This window comes from Mycobacterium sp. SMC-8 (assembly GCF_025263565.1).
Classification (GTDB): domain Bacteria; phylum Actinomycetota; class Actinomycetes; order Mycobacteriales; family Mycobacteriaceae; genus Mycobacterium.
On record NZ_CP079865.1, the window covers coordinates 4,675,331 to 4,692,481 of the forward strand.

Here is a 17,151-nt window from a genome sequence, read left to right on the forward strand (position 1 = left end):
CACATGGCAGACATCGCGAACCCCGGGACGGTGCTGATCACCGGCGGCGCGTCCGGACTGGGCGCGGCGGTCGCCGATGCGGTGCGGGCACGCGGCGGCACACCGCTGGTGATCGACAAGGACCGTCCGGCCGACGGCGTCACCCACGTGTGCGCGGACCTGGCCGACACCGACGCCGTGGAGGCCGCTGTCGCCGCGCTGGCCGAGCAGACCGGCGGGCCGATCGACGGGGTGTTCACCGCGGCGGGCATCGACGCCTGCGGCACCCTACGCCAGGTCCCCGCCAAGGAGTGGGAGCGGGTGGTGATGGTCAACCTGTTCGGCACCGCGGCCGTGATCAGGTCGGCGCTGCCCTACCTGGCGACTGGCCGCAGCCGCATCGTCACCTGCGCGTCGACGCTGGGGATCAAGGCGGTCAGCGACGCGACCGCCTACTGCGCGTCGAAGTTCGGGGTGGTCGGGTTCACCCGCGCGCTGGCCGCCGAACTTGCCGGTGACATCGGGGTCACCCTGCTGGTCCCGGGCGGCATGTACACCGCGTTCTTCGACAGCCGCACCGAGCAGTACAAGCCGCCACCGGACGCCAAGCTCAACCAGCCCTCGGATGTGGCCGCCGCCGTGTTGTTCGCACTCTCACAGCCCCCTGGCTGTGAGATACGCGAACTCGTGGTGTGCGCATCAACAGAATCGTCATGGCCCTAGTGCCGGACAGTCGCGACCCGCAGACCATCGTGGTGCTGCGCGCGCTGGGGCTCGGCGACCCTGCTCACCGCGGTGCCCGCGCTGCGCGGACTGCGGCGCCGATACCCCGACACTCGGATCACGCTGGCCGCACCCGCACGGTACCGCGCGCTGGCCCTGCACACCGGCGCCGTCGACGACGTCGTCGACACCCCGGAGCTGGGCCCGATCCGCGGCATTGCGGACCGGCCGGACCTTGCGGTCAACCTGCACGGACGGGGACCGCAGTCGATCGCGGCGCTGCTGGCCCTGCGGCCACGAATGCTGCTGACCCACCGGCACGACGACTTCCCGCACATCGCCGGCCCGCCGTGGCAACCCGACCAGCACGAGGTCGACCGTTGGTGCCAGATCCTGCACTGGGGCGGAATCACCTGCCGCGCAGGAGATCTGGAGATCAGACGGCCCGACGGGTACCCCGACCACTCCGATGCGGTGGTGATCCACCCCGGCGCCGGGGCGCCGGCGCGGCAGTGGCCGGCGCAGCGGTTCGCCGAGGTCGCCGCGGCATTGTCCGAGCACGGTGCGCGGGTGGTGATCACCGGGTCGGGCGCCGAAGCCGGTCTGGTCCGGGAGGTCCGGGCGGCGTCGGGGCTGCCGGGCTCGGCGATCTGGCCCGACACCTCGGATCTGCTCGCGCTTGTCGCGCTGGTCAGCGACTGCCGGCTGCTGATCTGCGGTGACACCGGCGTCGGGCACGTGGCGACGGCCACCGGGACGCCGTCGGTGCTGCTGTTCGGCCCCACCCCGCCCGCGCACTGGGGCCCGCGCGGCGACGGGTGCCACGTCACGTTATGGGCCGGTGAGCGCGGCGACCCGCACGCGGGCGAACCGGACCCCGGGCTGCTACAGCTGTCGGCCGCACAGGTGCTCGACGCCGCCCGCGACGTGCTGGCCAGGCATCCATGAGCGGACCGGTGCGTGTCGGCGTGGTCGGCACCGGCTACGTCGGGCTGACGACCGCGGTCTGCCTGGGCGGGCACCGCGGCGTGGACACCGTCGCCGTCGACATCGACCGGGCCAAGGTGGACCGCTTGTGCGCCGGCGTCGCGGTGCTCGACGAGCCCGGACTGGCGCCGCTGCTGGCCGCCGGCACGCGGGCCGGCACGCTGCGGTTCTCGACGGACTTCGCGAGGCTGGCCGACCGCAACGTGGTGTTCGTCTGTGTGCCGACACCGCAGGGCGACGACGGGGCCTCCGACCTGAGAGCGGTCGACCAGGCGCTGGACCGGCTGAAGGCGGTGCTGCAGCCGGGGGCGGTGGTCGCACTGAAATCCACCGTGCCGGTGGGCACCACGCGCCGGGCCGCGCGACGACTGAGGCCGGCGCGGATCGGGGTGGTGTCCAGCCCGGAGTTCCTCCGGGAAGGTCACGCGGTCGCCGACTTCGTGCACCCGAACCGCATCGTCGTCGGCGCCCTGACCTGTCATGACGCGGAGCTGGTATGCGCCGCGTACGGCGACGCCGGCCCGGTGCTGCGGATGAGCCCCGAGAGCGCGGAGCTGGCCAAGTATGCCAGCAACGCCTTCCTGGCGGTGAAACTCTCGTATGCGAACTCGATCGCGTCGCTGTGCGCACGGTTGGGCGCCGACATCGGGGATGTGACCGCGTGCATGGGCGCCGACGACAGGATCGGCGCGTCGTTCCTGCGGCCGGGGCCCGGATGGGGCGGCTCCTGCCTACCGAAAGACACTGCGGCGCTGGTGCATACGGCCCGATCGCGGAATCTGGTACTCGGCGAGGTGGAAGCGGCGCGGACTACCAACGCCGCGCAACCGCGGCGCATCAGCGACGCGCTGCTCGCAGCGCTGCGGGACGGTCTCGACGGCGCCCGGATCACCGCGCTCGGGCTCACCTTCAAGGCGGACACCAGCGACACCAGGGACTCCCCGGCGCTGGCGGTGTGCGCACATCTGGCGGCCCACGGTGCGGTGGTGTGCGGCTACGATCCGCAACTGTCAGCGATAGACGCCCGTGCGCTGGACCGGGTCGGGGTGATCGCCGTCGACGACCCGTACCGCGCCGCCAAGTCCGCGGACGCGATCGTGCTGCTCACCGAGTGGCCCGAGTTCGGCGACCTCGATTGGTCGCAGATCGCCGACCAGGCGCCGGGCGCGGTGGTCGCCGACACCCGCACGATGCTCGACCCCGCGGCGGTCAGGTCCGCCGGGCTCGGCTACCTCGGCAGCGGATGCGCCGACGGATTCTGACGGGTGGCGCCGTGCTCGTCCCCGCCGCCGCTGAGTTGGGTGCCGGTGACCTGGAAATGGACACGACGGGCGATCTCGACCGCGTGGTCGGCGAAGCGCTCGTAGAACCGTCCGAGTAGCACCAGGTCGGCCGCGACGGTCGGACCGTGCGGCCACTGCGGGCTCATCAACCGCGCGAACAACTCACGGTGCAGATCGTTCATCCGTACGTCGCTGTCACAGACCTTGCGCGCCAGATCCGCGTCCCGGCTCCGCACGGTCGCCTGCGCCAGATTCGCCAGTTCCGTTGCTGTGGAAGCCATCTCGGCGAAAAGATCATGGACGTCGGCGGGCACCACGGACTCCGGGTGCCTGCGGCGCGCCGTGCGCGCCACGTTGGAGGCCAGCCCGCCCATCCGGTCGGCGTCCGCGGCGATGTAGAGCGCGGCGACGACGGCGCGCAGGTCCCGCGCGACCGGGGCCTGCAGGGCCAGCATGCTGTACGCGCGCTCGTGGACCGCGTTACCGAGCTGCGTCAGCCGTTTCAGGTCGAACGCGACACGCTCGGCGGCGGCGACGTCGCCTTCGAGCAGTGCGGTGGAGGCACCCTGTGCGAGCGCCGAGGCGCGGCCGCACATCTCGGCCAGATCCTCGATCAGGACCTCGAGGGCCTGATGGAATTCGTCGCGCATGGTGTCCCCAGAAGTCTCGTCGTTGTGGCCCCGTACCCGGGGAACACGATGTCAAACCGAGTAAGTTCAGACACGTCCGAGCACCTCGGCGAACCGATGACGGTTGAACGCACAGCCCGACAATGACGCGGACGAGACCTTCGAAGTCTTGTTGCGGTACATCCGCGACGCCCGGGGTTTCGATTTCACCGGTTACAAGCGCACCTCGCTGATTCGGCGGGTCCGGCACCGGATGGATCAGGCCGGGTTCAGCAGCTACGAGGAGTACCTGGACACGCTGCAGGCCAGCGCCGACGAGTTCGCGGCGCTGTTCAACACGATCTTGATCAACGTCACCAGCTTCTTCCGCGACCCCGACGCGTGGGACTACGTGCGCGACGAGGTGGTGCCCACACTGCTGGCCGAGCGAGGCCCCGCCGACCCGATCCGCGTATGGAGCGCCGGGTGCGCGTCGGGTCAGGAGGCCTTCACGCTGGCGATGATCCTCGCCGAGGCGCGTGTGGCCTCCTACGACGCCAGGGCCGTCGAATCGGTGCCGGTGGATCTTCTGAAAAGTCATTTCGACCAGGTCAACGGGCGGTACGTCTTCCGGAAAGACCTGCGGCGGGCCGTGATCTTCGGCCGCAACGACCTGGTCAAGGACGCACCCATCTCCCGCGTGGACCTGCTGGTGTGCCGCAACACCCTGATGTACCTGAACGCCGACACCCAGCGCAACATGGTGAGCCGGCTGCACTTCGCGCTCGCCCCGCGCGGGGTGCTGTTCCTCGGGCACGCCGAGATGCTGCTCAGCCACACCGACCGGTTCACACCGCTGAACCTGAGACACCGCGTCTTCCGGAGGGTGCCGACGGCCGGCGACAACGGCGAGCGTCACCCCGCCGCGATGATGTTCGAGCGTCACCCCGACACGACCGGGCTGCCCACAATCCGAGATCTCGCCTTCCGCGCCAGTCCGGTGGCGCAGATCGTCCTGGCCGCCGACGACACCGTGGCCATGATCAACCAGCAGGCAGAGACCACGTTCGGGCTGTCGGCCCGCGACATCGGCCGGGTGCTGCGCGACCTCGACGTCTCGTACCGCCCGGTCGAGCTGCGCGCCTACCTCGACCAGGCGAAGTCGGAACGTCGCTCGGCACGCATCCAGGACGTGCAGTGGCAGCGGCCCGGCAGCGATTCGGTCTGGTTCGAGATCCACGTCAACCCGCTGGTGGACGGCGACAACGCGCTGCTCGGCGTCTCGGTGGTGTTCTTCGACGTGACCTCGACCCGCGCGCTGGTGGACAAGATCGTGCAGACCAACCGGCAGCTGGAGACCGCCTACGAAGAACTTCAGTCGACCAACGAGGAACTCGAGACCACCAACGAGGAACTTCAGTCCACCAACGAAGAGCTCGAGACCATGAACGAGGAACTCCAGTCGACCAACGACGAGCTGCACACGATCAACGACACGTTGCGGGAGCGCAGCGTTGAGCTCGACGAGTCGACGGCTTTCGTCGAATCCCTGATCGGGGCCATCCGGCTCGGCCTCGCGGTGGTGGACCGGCAGATGCGGGTGGTGGTGTGGAACCGCGGGTGCGAGGAACTGTGGGGGCTGCGCTCCGATGAGGCCGTCGGAAAAGCGCTGCCCACCTTGGACATCGGGCTGCCCACCGAAGAGCTGAAACCACTCATCGGCGCGGTCTTCGTCGACGGTGACCTCAGCGAGCACACCACCGTGGATGCGGTGAACAGGCGCGGGCGGGCCACCCGGGTTCGGGTGCTGTGCACGGCGTTCCGCTCCGCCGACAATGCGGTCAACGGCGCGCTGCTGCTGATGGAGGCTCAGGGCCAGGCGCCGGCCCCAGGATCAGCCTGACGCGGCCGGTCATCCATCAAACGAAGCGTTCGTGTAAGCGGGTGGCGCCCGTACCGCGACGGGTACCCGAACCACATGAGTTCCGGCGACGAGCTTGACTTCGCGTGGATCCACGCGGCGTTCGTCAGGCTGCGCGCGCTGCCCCCGGACTCGGCCGATCGCGGCAGGCTGCGCGACGAGATCATCCGCCGCTGCCTGCCCGTCGCCGACCGGATCGCACGCCGCTACGACCACCGCGGCGAGACCCACGACGACCTGGTGCAGGTGGCACGGGTGGGCCTGGTGAACTCGGTCAACCGGTTCGATCCGGCGGCCGGCCCAGAGTTCCTGTCGTTCGCGATCCCGACGATGCTGGGCGAGGTCAAACGCTATTTCCGGGACTGCGGTTGGGCGGTCAACGTGCCGCGGCGGCTCAAGGACCTCTATCCCTCGCTGGCGCCGGCGAGCGCCGAGCTGACTCAGCGCCTGGGCCGGTCCCCGAACGCGGCGGAACTGGCAGCCCTGTTGGAGGTCGACCGGATGGAGGTCGCCGAGGCGCTCACCGCCGCCGCGGGATTCAAGACCCGGTCGATCGACGCCGCGTCGACCTCCGGTGAGGACAGCCCGTCGCTCGCCGACCGACTCGGCGATCCCGATCCGGCCCTCGACCTCGTCGACGAATGCGACGAGCTGCGCGCGCAATTGGCGTCACTTCCGCGGCGGGAGTACCGGATCGTCATCATGCGGTTCTTCGAGTCGCTGACCCAGACCGAGATCGCCGAGCGGATGGGGATGTCGCAGATGCACGTGTCAAGGCTCCTGGCCCAGTCGCTGCGCCGCCTGCGCTCCGCAATGGGCGGTGCGGACGACGCAGCGATCGCCTGATCTTCTGTCCTACGCTGTGCGGAGCAGTATCCGGAAAGCGAACATCACTTTCTGCGGCGAGTCCGGCGGGTGGCCGGTGCCGCCGCGCGCACCGGTGCCACCGCCGAGGCCATCACCGAATCGGCGCGGTCCCACACCCGGTGCAGACCCAGCGCGGCCAGCAGTTCGGCACCGAACGACGACGAGGCGTCATCGTCGGTCACCACGCCGGGATCCTGCAGGTCGATGTCGACCTTCTGCAACGCCGCACGCGCATCGCCCCACGCGCCCAACGGCTTGCAGTGCCGCAGCATCTCGTGCAGCAGGATCACCATTTTGATGTCGACATTCTCCAGTGCGCCGCCGGCCACCACGACGGCGTCGAACTCGATCGAGCGCGCGGTGTCGAAGGTGCGGTCCACGGTCAGGGTGCGCCGGCCCGACTTCAGAGTGCCGCCCGCCGGCGCGACGATCGCCGGGATGACACCGGCCTTGTCCAGCGACTTGACGAGTTTGGCGACCCCGGCGAGATCGGAATCCCTGTCGGCGATGATCGCCACCTTGCGCCCCTTCACCGGGCCCCGTGTGGTGACGACCTGCGACAGGGCCGGTGACAGCGTCACCTCGGCCGGTGGATTACCCTTCGGCGCGGGCAGTCCGAGTCCCTGCGCCACCTGCTCGCAGAGTTCGGCGTCGACGTTGGACAGCACCTCCAGCTGCCGTTCCTTGATGGCTTGCTCGTAGCACTTGCCGAGCTCGAAGGTGAACGCCTCGACGACGTGTGCCTGCTCGATCGGGGTCAGCGAGCGGTAGAACATCGCCGCCTGGGTGAAATGGTCGTCGAACGACGTCGGTGCGACCCGCGCCACCCGGCCCTCCACCGGACGGGCGGTCTGCACGTAGCCGCCCTCGTCCGCATCGGCGACCACGGGCTCGCCGCCGTCGATGCTGTTCGGCCGGTACGGCGCCTGCCCGGTGTGGATCGCGCTCTGGTGCATACCGTCGCGCAACATGTCGTTGACCGGGCAGCGGGGCCGGTTGATCGGCAGCTGAGTGAAATTCGGCCCGCCCAGCCTGGTCAGCTGTGTGTCCAGGTACGAGAACAGCCGGGCCTGCATCAGCGGGTCGTTGGTGACCTCGATTCCGGGGACCAGGTTGCCGGTGTGGAAGGCCACCTGCTCGGTCTCGGCGAAATAGTTGGTGGGGTTGCGGTTGAGCGTGAGCTTCCCGATCAGCTGCACCGGGACCAGTTCCTCAGGCACGATCTTGGTCGGGTCGAGCAGGTCGATGCCCTCGAAGGTCTCGGTGCCGTCGTCGGGCATCACCTGCACGCCGAGCTCATACTCCAGTGGCGCGCCCGCCTCGATGCCGTCGGCCATGTCGCGGCGGTGGAAGTCAGGATCGAAACCGGCGGCCAGCTGGGCCTCCTCCCACACCAGTGAGTGCACCCCGGCGACCGGCTTCCAGTGGAGTTTCACCAGGCTGGTCTCGCCCTTGGCGTTGACCAGCCGGAAGGTGTGGACCCCGAAGCCCTCCATGGTGCGGTAGGACCGCGGGATGCCGCGGTCACTCATGTTCCACAGCACGTGGTGGGTGGCCTCGGTGTGCAGGGACACGAAGTCCCAGAACGTGTCGTGCGCCGACTGGGCCTGCGGTATCTCACGATCGGGATGCGGCTTGCCCGCGTGGATCACGTCGGGGAACTTGATGCCGTCCTGGATGAAGAAGACCGGGATGTTGTTGCCGACGAGATCGAACGTGCCTTCGTCGGTGTAGAACTTGACCGCGAAACCCCGGGTGTCGCGCACGGTGTCGGCGGACCCGCGGGAACCCAGCACGGTGGAGAAACGGCAGAAGACGTCGGTCTGCTTACCCTTGGACGCCAGGAACGCCGCTTTGGTGATCGAGGCGGCGTTGCCGTAGGCCTCGAAGACGCCATGGGCCGCAGCGCCTCTGGCGTGCACCACCCGCTCGGGGATCCGTTCGTGGTCGAAATGGGTGATCTTCTCCCGGAGGTGGAAGTCCTCCATCAGCGTGGGGCCGCGGCTGCCCGCCTTCAGCGAGTGATCGGTGTCGGGGATCCGGACGCCCTGCGCGGTGGTGAGGAACCGGCCCGTCTGTGCGCGCGGATCAGGTTGTTCGTCAGTGCTTTTCGACGCACCGGTGGGACTGACCTTGGCAGGGGCGGACTGGTCTCGCTTACGCGGAGCGGGCATGTGGTGCCTCCGTATCGACGGGTGGGGGAGCCCTTCCGACGTACCCGTTGGAGAACGTGTCAAACGCTCGGGATCTCCGGATCGCAGCGCACATCGAGCAGGGTGGGACCCGGCGCCGACAACGCCCAGTCCCACGCGCGGCCGAGGTCGTCTTCCGATTCGACCGTCCTGGCGTCCACGCCCATGGTCTGCGCCACCGCGGCGTAGCTGACGGCGGGCAGGGTCTGGGACGGCTCGAACCTCGGCGTGCCGCTCTCGCGCAGCTCCCAGGTCACCTGGTTGAGGTCACCGTTGCCGAACACGCACACCACGAGGCGCTGGTCGTCCCACTCGTCGCGGTAGCGGGCGATGGTCAGCAGTTCGTTGAGGCCGTTCATCTGCATCGCGCCGTCACCGACCAGCGCGATCGCGGGACGGTCGGGATAGGCGAATTTCGCGCCGATCGCGTACGGCACCGCACACCCCATCGAGGCCAGCGTTCCCGACACCGATCCCCGGACACCGGCGGTGAACTTCACACACTGCGCATACCAGGCCGTCGAGGATCCGGAATCGGCTGTCACGATCGCGTTGTCCGGCAACCGATCCGGCAGCTCCCAGGCGATACGCATCGGATTCACCGGCTGAGCCGGACGCATGCACTCCTGTTCCAGATCAGTCCACCACCGCCGCACGTCCGTTTCGATGCTTTCGCGCCAGTGGGTATGAGGCTTCGGACGTAGATGCTGTTGCAGCCCAGCCAGGGTGACCCGGGCGTCGGCGACGATGTTCAGCTCGGTCGGATACCGCATCCCGATCGAGGTGCCGTCGTCGTCGATCTGGACCGCGCGGGCCTGACCGAACTCTGGGAGGTACTGGGTGTAGGGGAAGTTCGAGCCGACGATCAGCAGGGTGTCGCAGGCGCGCATCATCTTGTGGCTCGGTCGGGACCCGAGCATGCCGATCGGGCCGGTGACGAACGGCAGGTCGTCCGGTAGAACGTCCTTGCCCAGCAAGGCTTTCGCCACTCCGGCGCCGGTGAGTTCGGCGACCCGGACGACCTCCCGCCGTGCCCCGCGTGCGCCCTGGCCGATCAGGATGGCGACCCGTTCGCCGTCGTTGAGGATCTCCGCCGCCCGCCGCACCTGGCCCTCGGCGGGCGTGATGACCCCGAACTCGTCGACGGGATCGCTGGACGGGAGGTGCTTGCCCTGGTGCTCTGGCGGTTCGTACTCCGTGTCCTGAAGATCGGACGGGACGATGACGACCGTCGGCGCGCGCCGGGTCCTCGCTGTCCGGATGGCCCGGTCCAGCGCCATGGGCAGCTGTTCGGACACGTTGACCTCGACGACATAGTCACTGGCCACGTCGGCGAACAGCGCCTGCAGGTCCACCTCCTGCTGGTAGCTGCTGCCCATCGCGCTGCGCGCGGTCTGCCCGATGATCGCGACCACCGGCACATGGTCGAGTTTGGCGTCGTAGAGACCGTTGAGCAGGTGGACCGCGCCCGGTCCGGAGGTCGCCAGGCAGACCCCGACCTCGCCGGAGAACTTGGCGTACCCGACGGCGGCCATCGCGGCCATCTCCTCGTGGCGGGCCTGGACGAACCGGGGATCGTCGTGGGCGCGGCTCAGCGCCGAGATCAGCCCGTTGATGCCGTCACCCGGGTAGCCGAAGACGTGGGTGATGTTCCACTGGCGGAGGCGGTCGAGGATGAAGTCGGACACATCGGTGGGCATACCGGCGGCTACCCGCCGGGCTGTCAGTGAAACCGAGTAGGGTTCCGCGCGTGATCAAGTCTGGCCCGGTCAAATCCGTAAACGCCCGTCTCGCTGCAGAACTGGCCGTAGGGGAGTCGCAGGTCGCCGCGGCGGTGCGCCTGCTCGACGAGGGTGCGACGGTGCCGTTCATCGCCCGCTACCGCAAGGAGGTCACCGGCAGCCTCGACGACGGTCAGCTGCGTGTGCTGGAGGAGCGGTTGGCCTATCTGCGCGAGCTCGACGACCGGCGCAACGCGGTGCTGGCCTCGATCAAGGAGCAGGGCAAACTCACCGATGACCTGACCGCGGCGCTGATGGCCGCCGACACCAAGGCCCGTGTCGAGGACATCTATCTGCCGTTCAAACCGAAGCGGCGGACCAAGGCGCAGATCGCCCGCGAGGCAGGCCTGCAGCCGCTGGCCGAAAGCCTGCTGACCGACCCGGCCCAGGTGCCCGAGGAGGCGGCCGCGGAGTACCTCGGTGAGAGCGTGCCCGACGCCGCCGCGGCACTCGACGGGGCACGCCACATCATCGTCGAGCGCGCCGCCGAGGACGCCGAGCTGGTGGGCGCACTGCGGGAACGCTTCTGGGAGCACGGCGTGCTGAGGACCAGGCCCGCATCCGAGGGATCCGTGAACGCGGAGAAGGCGCAGAAGTTCCGCGACTACTTCGACCACTGCGAGCAGCTCTGGGCGATGCCGTCCCACCGGGTGCTGGCGGTGCTGCGCGGCGAGAAGGAGCAGGTGCTGGCGCTGAGCCTGGACGGCGGGGACGAGGACACCTACCAGGCGATGATCGCCGCCGCGCTGGGCGTCGACCTGACCGCGGCCGCACCGGCCACCCCGTGGCTGGCTGCCACGGTCGGCTTCGCGTGGCGCACCCGGCTGTCGGTGTCGGCGTCGGTGGACGCCCGGGTGCGGCTGCGGCTGCGGGCCGAGCAGGACGCCGTCGCGGTGTTCGCCAAGAACCTCAAGGACCTGCTGTTGGCCGCGCCCGCGGGCAACCGCACCACGATGGGGCTCGATCCCGGCTTCCGGACCGGGGTGAAGGTCGCCGTCGTGGACGGCACCGGCAAGGTGCTCGACACCTGCGCGATCTATCCGCACCAGCCGCAGAAGCAGTGGGACCAGGCCAAGGCGACGCTGGCAGCACTGGTGGTGCGCCACGGCGTCGAGCTGATCGCGGTGGGCAACGGCACCGCGTCCCGCGAAACCGACGCATTGGCAAGTGAACTCATCGCCGACGTTCGGGCAGCGGGGGGCACGGCGCCGGCCAAGGCGATGGTCAGCGAGGCCGGCGCGTCGGTGTACTCGGCGTCGGCCTACGCCGCGCACGAGCTGCCGGATCTCGACGTCACCCTGCGGGGTGCGGTGTCCATCGCCCGGCGCCTGCAGGACCCGCTCGCCGAGCTCGTCAAGATCGAGCCCAAGTCCATCGGGGTGGGGCAGTACCAGCACGACATCACCCCCGGCATCCTGGCCAGAAGCCTTGGCGCGGTGGTCGAGGACGCGGTGAACGCCGTCGGCGTGGACCTCAACACCGCGTCGGTTCCGCTGTTGTCGCGGGTCTCGGGGATCACCGAGTCGCTGGCCGAGGCGATCGTCGCTCACCGCGACAAGGCCGGCCGGTTCCAGAACCGCCGCGCGCTGCTCGACGTTCCCCGGCTGGGGCCCAAGGCTTTCGAGCAGTGCGCCGGCTTCCTGCGGATCCGCGACGGGCAGGACCCGCTGGACGCGTCCGGCGTGCACCCCGAGTCCTATCCGGTGGTGCGGCGCATCCTGGACCGCTCGAACGTCACGCTCGCCGAGATCATCGGCAACGAACGCGCGCTGCGGCAACTGCGGCCCGTCGACTTCGCCGACGACCGGTTCGGCATCCCGACGGTGACCGACATCCTCGCCGAGCTGGAGAAGCCCGGCCGCGACCCTCGTCCGGCGTTCACCACTGCGACGTTCGCCGCCGGAGTGGAGAAGGTCGCCGACCTCAAGGTCGGGATGATCCTGGAGGGCGTGGTGACCAATGTGGCGGCGTTCGGCGCGTTCGTCGACGTGGGTGTGCACCAGGACGGGCTCGTGCACGTCTCGGCGATGGCCGACCGCTTCGTCTCCGACCCGCACGAAGTGGTGCGCTCAGGTCAGGTGGTGCGGGTCAAGGTCGTCGACGTCGACGTCGACCGGCAGCGCATCGGCCTGAGCCTGCGCCTCAACGACGAGGCCAAGCCCGAGCGCGGCCCCCGGCGCGCCGAACGGCCAGGACCTCCGAAGCGGAATCCGCAGCGCACCAACAACTCCGGACGTCGTGAGCAGAGCCGCCCGGCCGGCTCGATGGCGCAGGCGTTACGGGACGCGGGCTTCGGCCGATGACGAAGGCGGCGCGATGGTGCTCGGCGGGGGTCGGGGTCGTCGCGCTGCTGACCTCCTGCACCCGGCACGTGGACAACCCGCAGGCGCGGCCCGCATCGCTGGCCGCGCCGATCACCACGCTTCAGGTCGCCGATCTGCTCAGCCCGAAGGTGTCCGGCGAGGACGGCAATCTGTTCGTGGTCGCCGAGCCGGAGCGCTGCGCCGGGCTGGCCCGCGAGGTGGACCCGCCGTTCCTCGACGCGCCCGGCCCGCTGGCCACCGACGGCGGGCACTGGATGACCGAGGACGGCCGGTTCTACGTCGAGGAGATGGTTGCGGTCTACCGATCGGATTTTGATCCCGCCACGGCGCTGGACACGGTGCGGCAGACCGTAAAACGGTGTGGCGGCACCGCGTTGAGCGTCACGACGATGCGGGACCGCTCCTACGACTTCGAGGTGCGGCCACACCCGTCGACCGCACCGGAGGGCACCGTGCTCTGGTCCCTGCGCGCGTCTGATTGGAACTGCGACAACCTGTTCGTGGCCGCGCACAACGCCGCCGTTGAGATCACCACCTGCGGTGGCGCACCCGGCTATGACGTGCCGGCGCTGGCCGCCGACGCGCTGAAGCGGATCGAGGCGCTGGCCGACACCACCGCGTGATCAGCCGGGCAACTGGGCCCGCGAGGTGTCCTTGAGCGCCACCCCCGAACGCCCGAGCCGCCGGGCACCGGCGACCAGGACGGCCGCGGTGCGGGCGGCGGTGCGGTAGTCCAAACCGTCCGGTGGGTGGATGTTGGAGATGCAGTTGCGGTCGGCGTCGGTGCGGCCCACCCGCGGCTGATGGGTCAGGTAGATCCCAAGACTGTCCGCAACCGACAGGCCCGGACGCTCGCCGATGACCATCAGCAGTGTCGTCACGCCCAGTGCCGCGCCGACGTGGTCGCCGAGCGCGACCCGCGCCTGGGTGGCGATCACCGGCGGCGCCAGCCGGTAGTGGCCGTCGAACTCATCGGCCAGCGCTGTGAGCAGTCCGACGCCGTGCTCGGCCAGCGCGCGCGGGGACAGCCCGTCGGCCAGCACGACGCCGATGTCGGCCCCGGTCTGGGGCAGCGCGTCGACGTCGGCCGGTTGGCGCCCGAGGTCGGGCCGGCGCAGGTATTCGGCACGGTCGGCCGCGCGGCTGCGCACCAGCAGCGGTGCGCCGAGACCGAGAGCCTCTACCTCGGCGGCGAATGCGTCGGTGTCCAACGGCACATGGACGGCGTCGCGGGCCGCCGAGTGGGCGGCCTTGAACTCCAGCACGCGACGCGACGGCAGGGCGTTGCCGGCCCGCCCGAGACCGATACGGGCCCGGGTGGCGCTGCGCAGCGGCGCCCAGACATCCTCGGGGGAAACGTCTTTCGCGGCGCTCATGACCCAGCCGCCAGGGCCAGCAGCGGAGAGGCGGCTGGATCGACCGGCAGCACCCTGCCGTCGTCGTCGGCCATGCCCAGCCGGGCCAGCCACGCCTCGAACTCCGGCGCCGGCCGCAGCTTCAGCGCATTGCGGACATACAGCGCGTCATGGAACGCCAGGCTCTGATAGCCCAGCATCACGTCGTCGGCGCCGGGCACGGTGATGACGAAGGCGGCACCGGCCACACCGAGCAGGGTCAGCAGCGTGTCCATGTCGTCCTGATCCGCTTCGGCATGGTTGGTGTGGCACACGTCCACACCCATCGGCAGCCCGAGCAGCTTGCCGCAGAAGTGGTCCTCCAGCCCCGCCCGGATGATCTGTTTGCCGTCATAGAGATACTCGGGGCCGATGAAACCCACGACGGTGTTCACCAGCAGCGGGTCCAGCGCCCGGGCCACGCCGTAGGCCCTGGTCTCCAGGGTCTGCTGGTCCACCGGGCGGCCGCCGGTGCCCAGGTGCGCTCCCGCCGACAGTGCCGAACCCTGCCCGGTCTCCAGATACATCACGTTGTCGCCGACGGTGCCGCGGCCCAGCGCACGGCCTGCCTCGTTGGCCTCCTGCAGCATCGGCAGCGTGATGCCGAAGCTGGCGTTGGCGCCCTGGGTTCCGGCGATCGACTGGAACACCAGGTCGACCGGGGCACCCCGCTCGATGAGCTCCATCGTGGTGGTCACGTGGGTCAGCACGCAGGACTGCATCGGGATGTCGAACCGCAGCCGGATCTCGTCGAGCAGATGCAGCAGATCCTCGGTGTGCTGTGGCGAGTCGGTGGCCGGGTTGATACCGATGACCGCGTCACCGCAGCCCATCAGCAACCCGTCCAGCGTGGCCGCCGCGATGCCCCGCGGATCGTCGGTCGGGTGGTTGGGTTGCAGCCGCGTCGCCAGCGTGCCCGGCACCCCGATCGAGGTCCGGAACGCGGCGTGCACGGCAGCGCCCGCGGCCACCGCGATCAGATCCTGGTTGCGCATGATCTTCGACACCGCCGCCACCATCTCCGGGGTGAGCCCCGGAGCGACCGCCGCGATGCGTTCGGCGCTGCCGGCCTGACATGCGGTGTCCAGCAACCAGTCTCGTAGGCCGCCGACGGTCAGGTGGGCCACCGGGGCGAACGCCTGCCGGTCGTGGGTGTCGATGATCAGCCGCGTGACGTCGTCGGTCTCGTAGGGCACCACCTGTTCGTCGAGGAAGGTGGCCAACGGTAGATCGGCGAGAATCCATGCCGCAGCGGCTCTTTCGGCATCGGATTCGGCCGCGCACCCGGCGAGCTCGTCGCCGGAGCGGACCGGGGTGGCCTTGGCCATCACCTCGACGAGACCGTCGAACTGGTAGGTGTGCCCGCAAACCTGTTGGCGGTAGGTCACCTGAGCTCGTCCTCGGCGGCGGCCACGGCGGCGAACTCCTCGTCGGGGGAGTTGGCCACCAGATGGTGCCGGCTGTAGAGACCGAAGTACGCCATGAACGCCGCGAAGACCAATAGGCAGCACAACGCGGCGACGCTGTCCACCAGGAACGTCGCGATGACCGCCAGTACCGCGATCACGAGGGCGAAGCCCGTCGTGATCACGCCGCCCGGGGTGCGGTAGGGCCGCGGCATGTCCGGCTCGTTCTTGCGCAGCACGATGTGGCTGACCATCATCAGCACGTAACTCAGCGCGGCTCCGAACACCGCCATGTTCAACAGCAGGGCCCCCTGGCCGATCAGCGACAACAGGAACCCGATCACGCCGGGCACAATCAACGCCAGCGTCGGTGCCTTGCGCGAGTTCGTCACCGACAGGATCTTCGGCAGGTACCCGGCCCGCGACAGCGCGAAGAGCTGGCGCGAGTAGGCATAGATGATCGAGAAGAAGCTGGCGATCAGCCCGGCGAGTCCGATGTAGTTGACGACCTTGGCCCAGGTGCTGTCACCGAGGGCCTCGACGAGCGGGTTCCCCGACTCCGACATCGCGGCCGCGCCGCCGGCGCCCGGTGTGAGGACCAGCACGGTCACGCACGTCACCAGCAGCACCGCCATTCCGGCGATGATTCCCTTGGGGACGTTGCGCTCCGGTTCGGCGGCCTCCTCGGCGGCCAGCGGGACGCCTTCGATGGCCAGGAAGAACCAGATCGCGAAGGGGATCGCCGCCCAGATTCCGAGCAGACCGAAGGGCAACAGGGGCGAGGCGCCGGCAGCGTCGGTGACCGCGATATCGGTCAGGTTGGCGCTGTCGAACCGCGGGATCGCCGCGATGGCGAACACCACGAGGCCGACCAGCGCGATCGCGGTGATCACGAACATGACCTTGAGCGCCTCCCCGACACCGGACAGATGGATGCCGATGAAGATGGCGTACGCGGCGAGGTAGACCCACCACCCGTCGGTGATGCCGAACAGGTTGAGCGATTCGACGTAGGCGCCGATGAACGTCGCGATCGCGGCCGGCGCGATCGCGTACTCGATCAGGATGGCGGTGCCGGTGGCGAACCCGCCCCACGGGCCGAGTGCCCGGCGCGCGAACGTGTACCCGCCGCCGGCGGCCGGCAGCGCCGACGACATCTCGGCCATGCCGAGCACCATCGCCAGGTACATCGCCGCGATGATGACCGCGGCGATGGCCAGACCGCCGAAGCCGCCCTGCCCGAGGCCGAAGTTCCATCCGGAGTAGTCCCCGGACACCACGTAGCTGATGCCCAGCCCGGCCAGCAGGATCCAGCCGGCGGTACCCTTCTGCAATTGCCGCTTCTGCAGATATTCCTGTGACTCGCGGTGCTCCTCGACACCGCGCGTGGCGCGGTGGGCACGACTCTCGCCGCTCATGAACCGAACTCCCTTCGACGTGTGGGGTAGCACACTACTCCCGTGACGTTGCATGCGCGTTGCAATGCGGTTCGAAATTGGTTGCGTCACAACTCTTTTGAACGGAACGAAGGTGCAGAAAGGACCGGCGTGGCCCCCGGTGTGCACATCCTGCGCGCCGCGCGGAACTCGCGGGGCGGCGTTACGCTCCTGCCGGTCTGCCGAACGCCTGGCGAAACCTAAAGGTCTGAGAGTCGACCTTTAGGGGGAGCCTATGGCGTGCGGCGGA

General features: G+C 69.4%; 13 protein-coding genes. 7 read left to right on the forward strand and 6 right to left on the reverse strand.

Annotation, left to right across the window (positions count from 1 at the left end):
* The first annotated feature begins 3 nt into the window (after positions 1–3).
* From KXD97_RS22680 to KXD97_RS22690, 3 genes are all read left to right on the forward strand, one after another.
* The gene (locus KXD97_RS22680; RefSeq protein WP_260752592.1) at positions 4–702 is read left to right on the forward strand and encodes an SDR family oxidoreductase; all 699 of its coding nucleotides are present in this window, start codon (positions 4–6) and stop codon (positions 700–702) included.
* Between the two features lie 72 nt (positions 703–774).
* Positions 775–1,650, forward strand: coding sequence for a glycosyltransferase family 9 protein (locus KXD97_RS22685; RefSeq protein ID WP_313901321.1), 876 nt, complete (start codon positions 775–777; stop codon positions 1,648–1,650).
* The gene (locus tag KXD97_RS22690) at positions 1,647–2,951 is read left to right on the forward strand and encodes a UDP-glucose/GDP-mannose dehydrogenase family protein (RefSeq protein WP_260752597.1); all 1,305 of its coding nucleotides are present in this window, start codon (positions 1,647–1,649) and stop codon (positions 2,949–2,951) included. The genes KXD97_RS22685 and KXD97_RS22690 overlap by 4 nt, the downstream gene beginning before the upstream one ends.
* Here KXD97_RS22690 and phoU read toward each other — a convergent pair.
* Positions 2,918–3,622: a phosphate signaling complex protein PhoU gene (gene phoU / locus KXD97_RS22695; protein WP_260752602.1), complete on the reverse strand. Its 705-nt coding sequence runs from the start codon at positions 3,620–3,622 to the stop codon at positions 2,918–2,920. The two genes, KXD97_RS22690 and phoU, sit on opposite strands and share 34 nt — an antisense overlap.
* A gap of 103 nt (positions 3,623–3,725) precedes the next feature.
* Between phoU and KXD97_RS22700 the strand changes: the two genes are divergently transcribed.
* The gene (locus KXD97_RS22700) at positions 3,726–5,483 is read left to right on the forward strand and encodes a CheR family methyltransferase (protein WP_260752603.1); all 1,758 of its coding nucleotides are present in this window, start codon (positions 3,726–3,728) and stop codon (positions 5,481–5,483) included.
* 75 nt (positions 5,484–5,558) lie between these two features.
* On the forward strand, positions 5,559–6,347 hold the full coding sequence (locus KXD97_RS22705; RefSeq protein WP_260752605.1) for a SigB/SigF/SigG family RNA polymerase sigma factor: 789 nt from the start codon (positions 5,559–5,561) through the stop codon (positions 6,345–6,347).
* Positions 6,348–6,391: 44 nt separating this feature from the next.
* Here KXD97_RS22705 and KXD97_RS22710 read toward each other — a convergent pair whose 3' ends face one another.
* Together KXD97_RS22710 and KXD97_RS22715 are read right to left on the reverse strand one after the other, a co-directional pair.
* Positions 6,392–8,542 carry a catalase gene (locus KXD97_RS22710; protein WP_260752607.1) on the reverse strand — a complete coding sequence of 717 codons (2,151 nt, stop codon included), beginning with the start codon at positions 8,540–8,542 and terminating at the stop codon, positions 6,392–6,394.
* A 59-nt stretch (positions 8,543–8,601) separates the two neighbouring features.
* Positions 8,602–10,260 (reverse strand): thiamine pyrophosphate-requiring protein, encoded by a 1,659-nt coding sequence (locus KXD97_RS22715; protein WP_260752608.1) that lies wholly within the window; start codon positions 10,258–10,260, stop codon positions 8,602–8,604.
* Positions 10,261–10,310: 50 nt separating this feature from the next.
* Here KXD97_RS22715 and KXD97_RS22720 point away from each other — a divergent pair, with 50 nt between their 5' ends.
* Together KXD97_RS22720 and KXD97_RS22725 are read left to right on the forward strand one after the other, a co-directional pair.
* Positions 10,311–12,644, forward strand: coding sequence for a Tex family protein (locus tag KXD97_RS22720; protein ID WP_260752610.1), 2,334 nt, complete (start codon positions 10,311–10,313; stop codon positions 12,642–12,644).
* The gene (locus tag KXD97_RS22725) at positions 12,641–13,288 is read left to right on the forward strand and encodes a sensor domain-containing protein (protein WP_260752611.1); all 648 of its coding nucleotides are present in this window, start codon (positions 12,641–12,643) and stop codon (positions 13,286–13,288) included. The genes KXD97_RS22720 and KXD97_RS22725 overlap by 4 nt, the downstream gene beginning before the upstream one ends.
* Here the strand turns inward: KXD97_RS22725 and eutC are convergent, their stop codons facing one another.
* From eutC to eat, 3 genes are read right to left on the reverse strand one after another with little or no spacing between them, the layout of a single operon-like run.
* Positions 13,289–14,041, reverse strand: coding sequence for an ethanolamine ammonia-lyase subunit EutC (gene eutC / locus KXD97_RS22730; protein WP_260752613.1), 753 nt, complete (start codon positions 14,039–14,041; stop codon positions 13,289–13,291).
* Positions 14,038–15,447 carry an ethanolamine ammonia-lyase subunit EutB gene (locus tag KXD97_RS22735; protein ID WP_260752614.1) on the reverse strand — a complete coding sequence of 470 codons (1,410 nt, stop codon included), beginning with the start codon at positions 15,445–15,447 and terminating at the stop codon, positions 14,038–14,040. Before KXD97_RS22735 ends, eutC begins: the two co-directional genes overlap by 4 nt.
* Entirely contained in the window at positions 15,444–16,883 is a 1,440-nt protein-coding gene (eat, locus tag KXD97_RS22740) for an ethanolamine permease (protein WP_260752616.1), read from the reverse strand. Before eat ends, KXD97_RS22735 begins: the two co-directional genes overlap by 4 nt.
* Positions 16,884–17,151 lie beyond the last annotated feature (268 nt).